Here is a 14,531-nt window from a genome sequence, read left to right as displayed (position 1 = left end):
GAAACAAAACTACAATATTTCTTACTGATATTCGGGTAAGACAGGATAGACCATGACACAAATTCGCCAGGATGATTTCATCCAAAACGTTGCAGACGCCATTCAGTTCATCTCTTACTACCACCCTGTCGATTTTCTCAAGGCCCTGGGTGAGGCCTGGGAAAAGGAGCAGAGCCCGGCGGCCAAAGACGCCATGGCCCAGATACTGGTCAACTCCCGGATGTGTGCCGAAGGCCGTCGTCCGGTCTGTCAGGACACCGGTATGGTGGTGGTGTTTCTGAAAATCGGCATGGATGTCACCTGGGACAGCAGCATGAGTGTTAATGAGATGGTCAACGAAGGGGTACGCCATGGCTATGCCCACCCTGACAATGTACTCAGATTCTCGATGGTCAACGATCCTCTCGGGGCACGCAAGAACACCGGTGACAACACGCCTGCCATTGTCCACACTGAATTGGTGCGGGGCGACAAAGTGGAGATTAAGATCGCCGCCAAAGGGGGTGGTTCTGAAAACAAATCCCGCTTTAAAGTGTTAAACCCTTCCGGCTCCCTGGTGGACTGGGTAATTGAGGAACTGCCGAAAATGGGTGCTGGATGGTGCCCCCCAGGCATGCTCGGCATCGGCGTCGGTGGCAGTGCCGAAAAGGCCATGCTGCTGGCTAAAGAGGCCTTGATGGAGCCCATCGATATTCATGAACTGGTTGCCCGAGGGCCACAGAACCGTAAGGATGAACTGCGCCTGGAGCTATTCGAGAAAGTGAACGCCCTGGGTATCGGGGCTCAGGGACTTGGCGGACTGACAACCGTTCTGGATGTAAAGATCAGTGATTTTCCAACCCATGCCGCATCGCTGCCGGTGGCGATGATTCCCAATTGCGCCGCAACCCGGCATGTGGAGTTTACCCTCGACGGCAGCGGTCCGGCCCAACTCACCCCACCCCTGGCCAGTGACTGGCCGGCAGTTACCTGGGAGGCCTCACCCGAAGCACGACGGGTCAATCTGGATCAGGTCACCAGAGAGGAGATCGCCAGTTGGAAGCCGGGGGAATTGATCCTGTTGAACGGCAAGCTGCTGACCGGACGGGATGCTGCCCACAAAAGGATTGCCGACTTGATTGAAAAGGGCGAGGCGCTGCCGAACAATGTGGACTTCACCAATCGTTTTATCTACTACGTAGGGCCGGTTGATCCGGTGCGCGATGAGGTGGTCGGACCGGCAGGTCCAACCACAGCAACCCGCATGGACAAATTCAGTGAAACCATGCTTGGCCAGGCGGGACTGCTTGGCATGGTCGGCAAAGCCGAGCGTGGCCCCACGGCATTGGAAGCGATCAAAAAACATAAAGCGGTCTATTTGATGGCAGTCGGCGGTGCCGCCTATTTGGTCTCCAAAGCAATCCGCAGTTCAAAAGTGCTTGCCTTCGAGGACCTGGGCATGGAGGCGATCCGGGAGTTTGAAGTGGTGGATTTCCCGGTAACCGTTGCGGTCGACAGCCAGGGGATCTCAGTTCACCAGACAGGTCCTGCCGAATGGCGGGGCAAGATCGGGAAAATACCAGTCGTTACGGAGTAGTCCATCATGAACTCATATCGAGCGTTCCGGATAAATTTTAGAAACTCAGAGCACTCTGCCGGTATCGAAGAACTATTACTGGATTCGCCGGAAAAAGGCGAGGTGTTGATCAGAGTACGCTACTCCAGCATCAACTATAAGGATGCCCTGGCAGGCACCGGCAAAGGCAAGATCCTCAGACACTTCCCGCTGACCGGCGGAATCGATGCCGCCGGTGAAGTGGCAGAGAGTAATGACCGGCGATTCAAAGAGGGGGATCAGGTTGTCGTCACCGGTTACGAAATGTCTGCCACTGCAGATGGTGGTTATGCCGAGTATCTCAGAGTACCGGCAGATTGGGTGATCCCTCTACCGGAAGGCCTCACCCTGGAACAATCGATGGCTCTAGGTACTGCAGGTTTTACCGCCGCACTGGCGCTACATCGCATGGAGATCAATGGCCAGCAACCCGATATGGGGCCGATACTGGTGACCGGCGCAACCGGCGGGGTTGGCTGTATCGCGGTTAACATCTTTGACGGTGAGGGCTTTGAAGTTCACGCAGTCACCGGCAAGCAGGAGCAGCAGAGTTATCTCGAGCACCTGGGTGCCCAGGAGGTACTGGGTCGTGACAAGATCCCCCCCGCCCACCATGCTCTCGAACGGGCACACTGGGGTGGCGCCGTGGACAATGTGGGTGGCGCTATGCTTTCCAGCATCGCCTGCAAGATCAAACCCTGGGGTAATATCGCCTCGATCGGCCTGGCCGGCGGCCATCAGCTGAATACCACGGTGATGCCCTTCATCCTCAGGGGTGTGAGTCTGCTGGGCATCGATTCCGCAGGCTGTCCATACCCGCTCCGCACTGAGATATGGCAACGCCTGGCGACCGACCTGAAACCCAGACACCTGGATGATATCGTGCAACAGAAAATCAACCTGGAGCAGTTACCCGATACCTTCGAACAAATGCTCTCCGGCGAAATTTTCGGGCGCACACTGGTTGAGGTTTAAGCGCTTTCTTTGTCCGTGAATGAATGCAAGAAGCGGGTAATCTGTTGTTCATTGCGCTTTTACCCCGCATCCACCAGGCTGACGATGATTGAGTCGATCAAGGTCTTAATGCATAGTCCGGATCGATTGCACTGAACCAAGGCGTGTTCATTCACGGACTAAAATCTAAAACTGATACCCCTTAGGCACCACCACAATACCTTTCTCGGATATGGAAAAACGCGCCGCATCCTGAGCCTTGTCGAAGCCGATGCGCTCACCCGGTGGAATGACAACCCCCTTGTCGACAATGCAGTTATCCAATTCCGCTCCATCACCAACCTCTACCCCTTCAAACAGGATCGAGTTGTGAATCACCGCTTCGTCTCCGATGCGTACATTGGGAAACAGAATCGAGTGCTGCACACTCCCACCGACAATCAATACCCCGTTGGCAACGATTGAATTGATGAAAATCCCTTCACTGCCGGATATTCCGGGTACTGTACGCGCTGGAGGGTATTGAGAATGGTGGGTTCGAATCGGCCATTCAGGCTGATAGAGATCCAGCGCAGGCTGAGGATCGAGCAGTTGCATATTCGCCTCATAGTAACTGTCCAGATTACCTACATCGCGCCAATAGCGATCACGACTGACACGCCCCGCCTTGCCACCGAAGCGATAGGCATATACCTCATTCTCGGCGAACAGTTTCGGCAGTATATCAAAGCCAAAATCGTGCCCTGAATCCGACAACAGATGATCCTCCTCAAGGATCGAAATCAGTCGATCCAGGGAGAACACATAGATGCCCATAGAGACCAGTGCATTCTCGCCTCCCGGCTGACAGGGTTCTGGGTTTTTCGGTTTCTCTTCAAAAGAGGTTACCCGACCCTGCTGATCCACACCCATCACACCGAACTGGCCCGCTTCACTGAGGGGCACTTCCATACTCGCCAGGGTCACACCGGAACTGTGCTCTTCATGAAACGCCAACAACGGCGCGTAGTCCATGCGGTAGATATGGTCGCCGGAGAGGATCAGCACCCGCTCAGCACCACTTCGCTTCAGCATATAGAGATTCTGATAGACCGCATCCGCGGTTCCGTCATACCAACTGCCTCCGGTTCTCATCTGCGGCGGAACCGCTGTGATGTATTCACCCAGCTCGGGATTGAACAGCGACCACCCATCTCTGAGATGTTTCTGCAGTGAGTGGGATTTGTATTGGGTCAACACAAGTACCTGCCTGAGGCCTGAATGGAGACAGTTCACCAGGGTGAAATCGATAATCCGATATTGACCGCCGAACGGGACCGCCGGTTTGGTTCTCTCCAGGGTCAGTGGCTTCAGACGGGAACCATGGCCTCCCGCAAGAATGACTGTCAATGTTTTATCAAGCATCAGATCGCTCCGTGTTGTTTTTTCGCTATCGTTTAACACTAAAGCAAAAACCAGTCCCACTCTATAATACAAACCACTAATCCGCTCCCAAGACCTTGTCGACCGGACAATCAAAGTGATGGCTTTCTGCCGGATGAGTGATCAGAACCCCCCTGACGCGATCCTAAAGCAAGTGTTTTCGACATCGGATAAACCGAGCGCAGACAAAATGTTAATTATAAATCAGATGGTTAGAGATAACCGGAATGGGTCACTGCAGTCAAAAGCAGCAAGCTGGTGCACAACCGGACTGATATAGGTTGGTTGTGCGCACTATTTTGAATCAGATGAGTCAATACAATCAGTATACTGCACCTGGATGGCGCAGCATCTTTCGAGACCTAACGGAGCTTGATACAGCAGCTTGGGCAAACAGCCCCCCTCCAGATAACCCAAGAGTTATCTGTTGACGGCATGCTCAGCCAGCCTGAAATTTCGGATCATTCCCTTTAATGATGACGGTAACCCGAATCCAGCCAGCACTGAGGCAGAGGCTCACCGGATGGAAACTGCATCTGTGCTTTAATAAACTTCTCTGCATCCTGCATCTCTTCACCGGCATGAAAACGTCCGACGATTTCACTGTGGTTGGGATTGAACAGGTCAGTCAGGCTAAGCACTTCAACCAATCTTTCACTGTTTTTCTGCATTAGAAACATTGACTACCTCCTCTCTCAGGGACGAGAAATACGCGCCCTCTACCTTAATTATGGTGGAGTCGATTCGATTTTCAATGTATCTAACCCACGATTCGATCCTGGAATTTATCATCCATAAATGAGCTCCAAACACCACAAACCAGCTCAATCTACCCGTTTCGAAAACCACGATTAGGGCTGGGCAATACCAATACGCCTATTTGCGTTTATTCGCACTCATTTGCGGGCTTTTCAATCTCAGGAATCAAAGCTCCCGGGTGGACATGAATTTCACCTCAGGCCAGCGCTCTGTGGCCAGATCCAGATTGACCCGGGTGGGCGCCAGATAGACCAGTTGCTCATCCCCATCCAACGCCAGGTTGTCGTGGTTCTTCTGCTTGAACTGATCGAGCATCTTCTCATCGTCACACTCGATCCATCGGGTTGTGGCCACATTGACCGGCTCGACGATCGCTTCGACCTTGTACTCATGCTTGAGTCGCTCTACCGCCACATCGAACTGCAGTACGCCTACTGCACCAAGGATCAGATCGTTGTTTTTCAACGGACGGAAAACCTGGGTCGCCCCCTCCTCGCAGAGTTGCAATACCCCTTTCAGCAGGGCCTTCTGTTTGAGCGGATCCTTCAATACCACCCGGCGAAAGAGCTCAGGTGCAAAGTATGGAATACCTTCGTATTTCAGCTCTTCGCCTTCGGTGAAGGTATCGCCGATCTGGATGGTCCCATGGTTGTGCAGGCCGATGATATCGCCCGGCCAGGCCTCCTCCACATGGCGTCGCTCATCGGCCTGGAAGGTGATCGCATTGCTGATCTGCACACTCTTGCCGAGCCGCACATGACGCATCTTCATACCTTTGCGGTAAGTGCCTGAACAGACCCGCAGAAAAGCGACCCTGTCACGGTGCTGAGGATCCATATTGGCCTGGATCTTAAATACAAAACCGCTGAATTTTTTCTCAGCCGGTTCGACCAGGCGCTGCTGGGTATTGCGGGACAAGGGACCCGGCGCATACTCGACAAAGGCCTCAAGCAGCTCTCTGACCCCGAAGTTGTTGATCGCCGAACCGAAAAACACCGGTGTCAGCTCACCTTTGGCATAGGCTTCCAGATCGAGCTCATGGCTTGCCCCACGGACCAGTTCGATCTCTTCACGCAGCTCTTCAGCCTGATTGCCGATCAGTTCATCCAGCTTAGGGCTGTCGATTCCCTGGATCACCTCACCAACCTGAATCTTACCCCCATGGGTGGCACTGAACAGGTGAGTCGTATCCGTACGCAGGTCATAGACTCCCTTCAGGCGCTTGCCCATCCCAATCGGCCAGGAGACCGGGGCACATTTGATCTTCAATACCTCTTCGATCTCGTCGAGAATCTCCAGAGGATCGCGTCCTTCACGGTCAAGTTTGTTGACAAAGGTCAGAATCGGCGTGTCACGCAGTCGACAGACCTCCATCAATTTGATGGTGCGTGCTTCCACGCCCTTCGCCACGTCGATCACCATCAGAGCGGAATCCACCGCAGTCAGGGTACGATAGGTGTCCTCTGAGAAATCCTCATGGCCTGGGGTATCGAGCAGATTGACAATCTCCTCACCGAAGGGAAACTGCATCACCGATGAGGTGACCGAGATTCCACGCTCTTTCTCCATCTCCATCCAGTCGGAGGTGGCATGACGGGCGGCCTTGCGACCTTTTACCGTACCGGCCATCTGAATGGCACCACCGAAAAGCAGCAGTTTTTCAGTTAGCGTGGTCTTACCAGCATCCGGGTGGGAAATGATAGCAAACGTACGTCTCTTGTTGATTTCATTGGATAAATTGCTATCAGCCATAGCGGTAAATTCCTAACTTTGCAGCTAATTTTCTAGCCGATCGGAGATCCCCTCCACAAGAAGGGGCGAAAAACGGTCCATTCTACCGAATAATCGATGCGCGATAAATTACTGCTTTAGAATGCTCTCGGCATCTGAGGAATTGTGTTTGAGCAGAACTTCTCTGAGACCCCTCTCCGCTCTCGATGTGGCATTTACCAGTTCCTGATAGCGCTCTTTTCCGAATTGATCAAACTCCTTTTTAGAATCGTCATTTGTTTTTTTGGCGATTGTGAAGACTTCATTCGCACCGATGTTTGCAGAAGCTCCCTTGATTGCATGAGACTCATCGTGATAACGATTATAATCGTTATCGTCAATTGCTTGCTGTATATGTTTCAGTGAAGTATCAAGGTCACTTAGATAGCTGTGGATGAATCCTTCAAACACACCCTCTTTTGACCCAAGGCGCTTTAACTTATCAAGCACCTGACGATTCAAAACATCGTCGTCAGTTTCATCGATATGGCGACTTTCACTGCTGCCAGTCGAGATAAAGAGCTTGTCAGCAAACTTGTCGGCTTCCGCTCCGGTATATTGGTAAATGACCTTCAGCAGTTCACCTTCATCAACAGGCTTTTTCATATACGCTGCTGCACCGGCATGCTCACACTCTTTACGGGCATTTGTAGTCACGTTGGCAGTAAGCACGATAAAGGGGATCTTATTGAATAAACCGTTAATCGCGTTGTATTCTCTGATCACGTCCAACCCGCCGACATTCGGCATCTGCATGTCCACGATTGCCAGATCAAAGTCGTGGTGCTCGAACAAATCGAGTGCTTCATCCCCATCTTCAGCGGATACCACACTCATGTGATGAGCTTTCAGCATCTCCTCCAGTATCATTCTGTTGACACGGGAATCTTCGGCTATCAGCACATTGAGTTTTTTGAAGTGCTCCTTTTTAGCTTCACTTATCTTTACGATGCCTGACGGAAATTCAACTTTTTTGTTGACTGCGTGAAGCGCATTGAAGAGCTGCCTTGGTGTAGAGAGATCCGTTACGATCGAGGTGACCACATCTTCATAGTTTGACCTTTGCTCTTGAAGATCGATCAGGACGATATCCACATCCTGCGACACGCCAAACCTTACATATTTCAGAAAATCCCCAAGTTCACCTTCGACTGACAAGCCATCCACAAGAAGAATTGGTAATCCACTGCCCTCACACTCATTCTGAACCAGCAGTGGACAGATGTTGTGCAAGTCCGATGTGGACAATACATTCATACCCCAACGTGATGTGAAATATTCGATCCGCTTTGTCAGAGATTCGTTTTCTGTATAGATCAAACATTTTATGTCGGAGAACTCCTGGTTGACCGGAGTATCCACGACAGGCAGTGGAATATCAAAATAGAAGCGGCTACCTTTACCAAAATCACTTTGCACATGAATCTGCCCACTCATCAGCTCAACCAGCTCTTTGGAAATCGTCGTACCAAGACCGGAGCCACCATACTGGCGGGTGATGGAATCATCGACCTGATTGAAACGGTCAAACACATAAGGCAATGCTTTACTGGGTATGCCGATACCTGTATCGATGATCTCAAACCTCAGGATAGCTTCCTTTTGATCCACGGACAGCGCGTTGACTTTTATCTCGACATAGCCATGCTTTGTAAACTTGATCGCATTGCCACAGAGATTGATCAATATCTGTTTCAGGCGGTTTGCATCTCCAATCAGATTGACAGGCACGTCGGTTGAGATAAACACATGAAAACCGAGCCCCTTGTCCTTGGCCACTGGCATTAACGTATCACTGACGGTATGAATCGCTTCATAGACATCAAAGGGCGCTTTATTTATATGAAGTATGCCCGACTCGATTCTGGAGAAATTGAGGATATCGTCAATCAGCTGTAACAGGTGATTCGCGGATTGATTGATCGTCATGACCGACGCACTGGCACTTTTCGGGAGTTTCTCTTTGTGCAGTAAATTGGAAATCCCGATGATACCTGACAGCGGGGTCCTCATCTCATGACTCATGTTCGCAAGGAAGCGCCCCTTAGCCTCATCAGCCTGTTCCGCTTTTGCCTTTGCATCCGACAACTGCATTAGCAGACGGGAAACGAAACCTGAAATGATGATATTTGTAACAATCATCCCATAGCCAATAATGGGATGCTGTAACCAGAAATCACTCATGTTGATCAGTATGAACAGCCCCAAAACAGAGAAAAGCATTCCCAGGTAGAGATACTTCATACCGTATCGGGCGCCATAGCCAACGGTTATCCAGAGTATGACAGTGAATAACGGTGCGCCGGCCTCCCCAGCCCGGTACATGGCCAAACAGGTTGCACCATGATCACCCAGCATGGTGATCGATTTTCTCATTTTCGACTCTTCTTTATAGAAAATGAATGAGAATACGACACCTATCGAGAACAGCAGGTAGACGGCTGCCAGATAGAAAGCCGTATTGAACAACCCAGGCTCAGCATAGATAAATTTGTGGATCAGAAAGTAGACAACCACACAGAACGTAAAGAGCACTCGAATTAACGCCTGCTCATACTCAAGAAGCGCTTCCTCCGATAATCCTTTGCAGATGAAATCAGGTTTAGGCAGTGAAAATACCTGCTTTCTTGTTATGCCAGCCATATATTAATACTCATAATCCACTTGGTTGCTTGACGAATGAGAATTCCTGAAGTCATTACTTGATCGTCCCTTTAAAAATATCCACTCATAAGCTAACGCACGTCAAATTATCTGAACACCCGCATTGATAACCTCCCACACTGGTTTACGATTAAGTAACAACCGGGGATGAATCACATTCAAATATCACTATTTACAAAGTTAAGTGTCGTGAAATCCTTGTGTTATTGTAAGTTGCCCACAAGAGTATGGCAGTTATTTCAGTGGATTCACAAGTTAGGAGATTATCATCATGCTTGCACCTACTCAGACAATCGAAATAATTGAACACGGCTATAAAACGCTGAACATCAACTATCAGGAAGATATTAAGGCTCAATTTTTTGCTATGGATCCAGGCGAAATTCCTTGTTTTTCTCAACAACTTCTTAGAGATATCGACTCCTTTCAAAAAAGATTAACCAACCAATTCAGTATGAATAAGCTCGCTCATCAGCCAGTAGATTACTTGATCTTTACATCGGATGTAGCCGAGGTATTCAATCTGGGTGGTGATCTTGCTTTTTTTGTTGACTGCATCAAAAACAACGACCGGGAGACCTTGTCGAAATACGCCCGCCTGAGTATCGATGTACTTTACAGTAACTACAACAATTTGGGCATGAATGATATCACCACAATCTCTCTGGTGAATGGCACCGCACTGGGTGCCGGCTTCGAGGCAGCGCTCTCCAGTGATTACATCATTGCCGTGGAAGGGAGTGAGTTTAAATTCCCGGAAGTTGTGTTCAATATGTTCCCCGGTATGGGAGCCTATTCATTCCTCTCCCGCCGCATCGCTCCTGCAGCTGTAGAAAAGATGATCGTGAATGCGGAAGGCTATACCGCAGAGCAGCTTTATGAGATGGGCATCGTCGATATGATTGCAGAAAAGGATCGGCTTGATGAAGCCTTACGTCAGTTCATTCGGCGTCTCAAAAAATCGAATATCACCCGCAAAGCCGTTATGAATATGCGCAATCGGGTCATGCCGCTGCAAAAGCAGGAGCTTAACGATATTGCCGATCACTGGGTGGATTCTGCTTTCTCTCTCTCTAATCGGGACATCAATGCCATGTCGAGACTGGTCAGAGCTCAGTCCAGGATGATGGCCAGTCAACAACCCTCCGTAAAAGAGAGTCTGTCTGCCTGAGCCCAGGTAACCCAGCAATCGCCGGTATCTGCACAATTAGGATTTGTAACGGTTAGATCCCGGTCAGTTGTTGCGATTCGTGTTAAAGCACGTTTCGAAAACAACTGAAGGATTAAATATAACATTGTTCACTTAAAATACCGGCCACTCATTTTTTCAGAGCCTGAACAGCAGCACTCCTGACTTCCCTCACCTCTTTTTGCTTTATCCAGCTTACCCATCTCAACACCACGCTTTTCCGAGTAATCAACTAAAGTATTGCATATTCATGTCAGTGAACTATAAATTGAACATCGTTTGTTACATAGACATGTTTCACCATTATTCAAGGAATAAACCGCCTGAATTGAAACTGAATATCGAAATTGTTCAACCGTTTTCATACCCATTTCCAAATAGTAGATATAATTTAATTGGGTAAATAGATTAAAAAGGTGCTATGGACCTCTCAATCGGCAGAATATCGATGCTCGGCAGCCAATCCCAGCTAGCGGGAAGGGTAACGGCTGAGAGTCGAGAACAGCCCCATATCATGGGGTCTGGAGAGGCTGCGGCCCCTGCGGAAAGTAAACAGAACGAAAGTCAAAGACCGGTCAGGGAGACCAACCAGAGCAGTGAACTCACCCAGGAAGAGCAGGCACAGGTCAGAGAGCTGCAACAGCGCGACCGACAGGTGAGAGCCCATGAAGCAGCACACCGCTCTGCGGCAGCCGGCATGGTCTCCGGCGGCAGCTACACCTATCAGACCGGCCCGGATGGTCGAAGATATGCGGTAGGTGGCGAGGTATCGATCAGCGCCTCCTACTCCGGCTCTCCCCAAGAGCGACTACGCCAGGCTGAGACCCTGCGTCGTGCTGCCCTGGCGCCGGCAGATCCCTCCCCTCAGGACAGGATGGTAGCCGCCCAGGCTGCGGCCATGGCATCCCAGGCGCGAGCTGATATCAGTGCCGCTCGGCGGGAGGAGATGGCACAACAGAATCAATCCAATGGTGCGGCAGAGGCGGGTGATGCGGGTCGTGAGTTTGAGGCTCCGTTCAACAGCCGGGCAATTGCTGCATTCAACGGTGTCTCAGGAAGCGCCACGCTCCACAGTACGCCCTCCACCATCGACGAAATCATTTAGTGGGCCACGCAGTAAATAAGGTAACGATCAACCGGACCCACGAGCGTTGAGTCTTTCGAGGGAGAGCAGCAGTGCATCCTCCCGGTTTTTGTTGTGATCAGGGTAGTAGGCCTTGCGCATACCCACTTCGACAAAGCCGATCTTTTCATAAAGTTGCAAAGCGCGCCGATTACTCACCCGAACCTCAAGAAATACGGTCTCGGCTCCGTGCTGCCCCGCCACTTTGATCAGTCGCCGCATCAGCTTCTCACCCAGACCTCGCCTGCGCCACTCCGGTGAGATACAGATATTCAGAATATGCGCCTCATCAATCACCACCGACATCACTCCATAGCCGATCACCTGATCGTCCATGGTAAGTACCCAACATGAGTAACCCACCCTAAGGCAGTCATGGAAGATCCCTTCGGTCCAGGGAAAGGGGTAGACTTCAATCTCCAGGGCGAAGACCTGGGCCAGATCCTCCTCCCGCATTGGCCGTATACCCAGCAGAGGATCGGTGACCAGAGCGCTCATGGTCAGGATTGACCTTGGGCCTTGTTGACAGGAGCGAGCACCGAGAGGGCCAGTTGCAGGTCCTGCCAGGCCTTACTTTTCTGTTCTGGTGAGCGCAGCAGATAGGCTGGATGATAGGTGACCACCAGAGGGATATTGGTCTCTCCAAAGGCATGCACCCGCCCCCTCAGCTTACCCACCGCAATATCCGTTTTGAGAAGATTCTGGGCAGAGATCCGACCGACCGAGAGAATCAGTTTCGGTTGAATCAGCGCAATCTGTCGCAACAGGTAGTCCTGACAGGCCAGTGCCTCTTCTGCAGCGGGATCCCGGTTGTCAGGTGGCCGGCATTTGACGATATTGGCAATAAACACCGCCTCCCGTTTGAACCCCATAGCCAGCAGCATGGCATTCAGCAGTTGTCCCGCACGGCCGACGAAGGGCTCTCCCTGACGATCCTCATCCGCACCGGGTGCCTCACCGATTACCAGCATATCGGCCTGCTGATTACCGACGCCAAACACGGTCTGGCTGCAACCGGCGCGTAAGCCACATTGCCGACACGTTTTCACCTGCTCCCGGAGCGTCAGCCAGTCGGACAGATCCACTGCTGTTGGTGCACGATCAGACGACCCAATCGGATCACTTGCCACAGCAGGTTGCTCCGCCAGGCCGACTTCTGCTTCAGCTTCCACAACAGGTTGTTGTATCGCTTCATGGGAATCGGTCTGACGCAGTCGCCACTGGGTTACCCCCATCATCCGCAGATAGTTTTGGCGCCTCAGCTCATCCATTGTCTCTGGCTCAGGCTATACATCACCGGTTTGCGGGTGAGCCTTGGTGATCGGCGTCATAATCTTGTTGACCGCATTGATATAGGCCTTGGCCGAGGCGATCACAATATCGGTATCCGCACCCTGACCATTGGCGATGCGTCCATCCATCTCCAGCCGAACCGTCACTTCCCCCTGGGCATCCGTACCGCTGGTGATGTTGTTCACCGAATAGAGTTGCAGTTCGGTGCCACTGCTGACGATACTTTCTATCGCCTTAAAGGTGGCGTCCACCGGCCCACCGCCAACGGCTGTACCCGGCTCCTCCGCCCCATCAAGACTCAGCGTGACATCCGCTTTGGGGGTTTCTCCGGTTTCGGAGCAGACCTTCAAAGAGACCAGTTTGATCCGCTCGTTGAAGGATTCGGTCTTGGTGTCGGTCATCAGTGCCTGCAGATCCTCGTCGAAGATCTCATGCTTCTTATCGGCCAGATCCTTAAAGCGGGAGAAGGCCGCATTGACCTCCTCCTCCGATTCGAAGCTGATCCCCAGACTCTCCAGTCGGGTGCGAAAAGCGTTTCGTCCCGAATGCTTGCCCAGCACCATGCGGTTCTGGCTCCAACCCACATCTTCGGCGAGCATGATTTCGTAGGTCTCGCGGGATTTCAGCACCCCATCCTGATGAATGCCTGATTCATGGGCGAAGGCATTGGCACCAACGATGGCCTTGTTCGGCTGAACCGGAAAGCCGGTGATATTCGAGACCAGTTTGGAGCAGCTGAGGATCTGGGTGGTATCCAGCCGGGTTTCACAGGAAAAGACATCCTGACGGGTCTTCACCGCCATCACGATTTCTTCCAGTGAGGCATTGCCGGCCCGTTCGCCGAGACCATTGATGGTACATTCAACCTGGCGTGCGCCATTGCTGACAGCAGAGAGGGAGTTGGCCACCGCCAGTCCAAGGTCATTGTGGCAGTGCACGGAGAAGACCGCCTTATCGGAATTGGGTATCCGCTCCCGCATTTGCCGGATCATTTCACCAAACTGATGGGGCATGGCATAGCCCACCGTATCCGGCACATTCAGGGTACTGGCCCCCGCATCGATCACCGCCTCGAAGATACGACAGAGAAATTCGATCTCGGAACGTCCCGCATCCTCGGCTGAGAACTCCACATTATCGGTATATTTACGGGCCCGTTTGACCGCATGCACCGCCTGCTCAACCACCTGATCCGGATTCATCCGCAGTTTATGCTGCATGTGGATCGGCGAGGTTGCGATGAAGGTGTGGATACGTGAGGAGTTGGCATGCTTGAGGGCTTCGCCTGCCCGGTCTATATCCTTGTCCAGGGCACGGGCCAGGCCACAGATGGTGGAATCCTTAACCACATTGGCCACCGCTGAAACTGCCTCGAAATCACCCGGACTGGCAATCGGGAAGCCGGCTTCGATGACATCCACCTGCAACTTTTCCAAAGCCTTGCCGATACGCACCTTCTCATCCTTGGTCATGGATGCACCGGGACTCTGCTCACCATCCCGTAAAGTGGTATCGAAAATGATCAGTTGATCGGCTTGACTCATGCTTCTCTCCGGCAAGCCAGGTGGACCCACAGCCAGGCAGATCTCAACCCCGGAAGCTTGCTCACAAAATAGTTACCAGAGGGCCTGTTAGCACCAGTCCGGCTGGCCCTCGCAAATCTAGAAAAATCTGTTTTAAGAATAGTATGTTATCCGATCCCGGTCATACCAGGAACAGAGAATGCAATCGGGCGGCGGAGCGCTGCTCGCTATTGACCCGGC

General features: G+C 51.7%; 11 protein-coding genes. 4 read left to right on the top strand and 7 right to left on the bottom strand.

What is annotated here, in order from left to right:
• Positions 1 to 52: 52 nt before the first annotated feature.
• Together A3193_RS02280 and A3193_RS02275 are read left to right on the top strand one after the other, a co-directional pair.
• Complete coding sequence (locus A3193_RS02280) at positions 53 to 1,576, top strand: fumarate hydratase (RefSeq protein WP_069013936.1); 1,524 nt, start codon at positions 53 to 55, stop codon at positions 1,574 to 1,576.
• Positions 1,577 to 1,582: 6 nt separating this feature from the next.
• Positions 1,583 to 2,569 carry an oxidoreductase gene (locus A3193_RS02275; protein WP_069013935.1) on the top strand — a complete coding sequence of 329 codons (987 nt, stop codon included), beginning with the start codon at positions 1,583 to 1,585 and terminating at the stop codon, positions 2,567 to 2,569.
• Positions 2,570 to 2,734: 165 nt separating this feature from the next.
• Here A3193_RS02275 and glgC read toward each other — a convergent pair whose 3' ends face one another.
• The 4 genes from glgC to A3193_RS02255 form a co-directional block, all read right to left on the bottom strand.
• Positions 2,735 to 3,991, bottom strand: coding sequence for a glucose-1-phosphate adenylyltransferase (gene glgC / locus A3193_RS02270; RefSeq protein WP_268803038.1), 1,257 nt, complete (start codon positions 3,989 to 3,991; stop codon positions 2,735 to 2,737).
• A gap of 449 nt (positions 3,992 to 4,440) precedes the next feature.
• Complete coding sequence (locus A3193_RS02265; protein ID WP_069004560.1) at positions 4,441 to 4,650, bottom strand: acetyltransferase; 210 nt, start codon at positions 4,648 to 4,650, stop codon at positions 4,441 to 4,443.
• Between the two features lie 244 nt (positions 4,651 to 4,894).
• Complete coding sequence (locus A3193_RS02260; RefSeq protein WP_069004559.1) at positions 4,895 to 6,481, bottom strand: peptide chain release factor 3; 1,587 nt, start codon at positions 6,479 to 6,481, stop codon at positions 4,895 to 4,897.
• A gap of 108 nt (positions 6,482 to 6,589) precedes the next feature.
• Positions 6,590 to 9,142 carry a hybrid sensor histidine kinase/response regulator gene (locus tag A3193_RS02255; RefSeq protein WP_069013934.1) on the bottom strand — a complete coding sequence of 851 codons (2,553 nt, stop codon included), beginning with the start codon at positions 9,140 to 9,142 and terminating at the stop codon, positions 6,590 to 6,592.
• 292 nt (positions 9,143 to 9,434) lie between these two features.
• Between A3193_RS02255 and A3193_RS02250 the strand changes: the two genes are divergently transcribed.
• Together A3193_RS02250 and A3193_RS02245 are read left to right on the top strand one after the other, a co-directional pair.
• On the top strand, positions 9,435 to 10,334 hold the full coding sequence (locus tag A3193_RS02250) for a crotonase/enoyl-CoA hydratase family protein (protein ID WP_069013933.1): 900 nt from the start codon (positions 9,435 to 9,437) through the stop codon (positions 10,332 to 10,334).
• A gap of 466 nt (positions 10,335 to 10,800) precedes the next feature.
• Positions 10,801 to 11,457, top strand: a complete 657-nt coding sequence (locus tag A3193_RS02245) for a putative metalloprotease CJM1_0395 family protein (RefSeq protein ID WP_069004556.1) — start codon at positions 10,801 to 10,803, stop codon at positions 11,455 to 11,457.
• A gap of 27 nt (positions 11,458 to 11,484) precedes the next feature.
• Here the strand turns inward: A3193_RS02245 and rimI are convergent, their stop codons facing one another.
• The 3 genes from rimI to A3193_RS02230 are packed head-to-tail and all read right to left on the bottom strand — an operon-like array spanning position 11,485 to position 14,312.
• Positions 11,485 to 11,973 (bottom strand): ribosomal protein S18-alanine N-acetyltransferase, encoded by a 489-nt coding sequence (gene rimI / locus A3193_RS02240; protein WP_069004555.1) that lies wholly within the window; start codon positions 11,971 to 11,973, stop codon positions 11,485 to 11,487.
• A gap of 2 nt (positions 11,974 to 11,975) precedes the next feature.
• Positions 11,976 to 12,746: a uracil-DNA glycosylase gene (locus A3193_RS02235; RefSeq protein ID WP_069004554.1), complete on the bottom strand. Its 771-nt coding sequence runs from the start codon at positions 12,744 to 12,746 to the stop codon at positions 11,976 to 11,978.
• Positions 12,747 to 12,761: 15 nt separating this feature from the next.
• Positions 12,762 to 14,312 (bottom strand): 2-isopropylmalate synthase, encoded by a 1,551-nt coding sequence (locus tag A3193_RS02230; RefSeq protein WP_069013932.1) that lies wholly within the window; start codon positions 14,310 to 14,312, stop codon positions 12,762 to 12,764.
• Positions 14,313 to 14,531 lie beyond the last annotated feature (219 nt).

Source organism: Candidatus Thiodiazotropha endoloripes, from assembly GCF_001708965.1.
Classification (GTDB): Bacteria; Pseudomonadota; Gammaproteobacteria; order Chromatiales; family Chromatiaceae; genus Thiodiazotropha; species Thiodiazotropha endoloripes.
This window is presented reverse-complemented; position numbering and strand designations above follow the sequence as displayed.

Coding starts and splice junctions, on each gene's coding strand:
- A3193_RS02230 (WP_069013932.1), bottom strand. CDS start 14,312: ATGAGTCAAGCCGATCAACTGATCATTTTCGATACCACTTTACGGGAT.
- rimI (WP_069004555.1), bottom strand. CDS start 11,973: ATGAGCGCTCTGGTCACCGATCCTCTGCTGGGTATACGGCCAATGCGG.
- A3193_RS02265 (WP_069004560.1), bottom strand. CDS start 4,650: ATGTTTCTAATGCAGAAAAACAGTGAAAGATTGGTTGAAGTGCTTAGC.
- A3193_RS02260 (WP_069004559.1), bottom strand. CDS start 6,481: ATGGCTGATAGCAATTTATCCAATGAAATCAACAAGAGACGTACGTTT.
- A3193_RS02245 (WP_069004556.1), top strand. CDS start 10,801: ATGCTCGGCAGCCAATCCCAGCTAGCGGGAAGGGTAACGGCTGAGAGT.
- A3193_RS02275 (WP_069013935.1), top strand. CDS start 1,583: ATGAACTCATATCGAGCGTTCCGGATAAATTTTAGAAACTCAGAGCAC.
- A3193_RS02250 (WP_069013933.1), top strand. CDS start 9,435: ATGCTTGCACCTACTCAGACAATCGAAATAATTGAACACGGCTATAAA.
- A3193_RS02255 (WP_069013934.1), bottom strand. CDS start 9,142: ATGGCTGGCATAACAAGAAAGCAGGTATTTTCACTGCCTAAACCTGAT.
- A3193_RS02280 (WP_069013936.1), top strand. CDS start 53: ATGACACAAATTCGCCAGGATGATTTCATCCAAAACGTTGCAGACGCC.
- A3193_RS02235 (WP_069004554.1), bottom strand. CDS start 12,746: ATGGATGAGCTGAGGCGCCAAAACTATCTGCGGATGATGGGGGTAACC.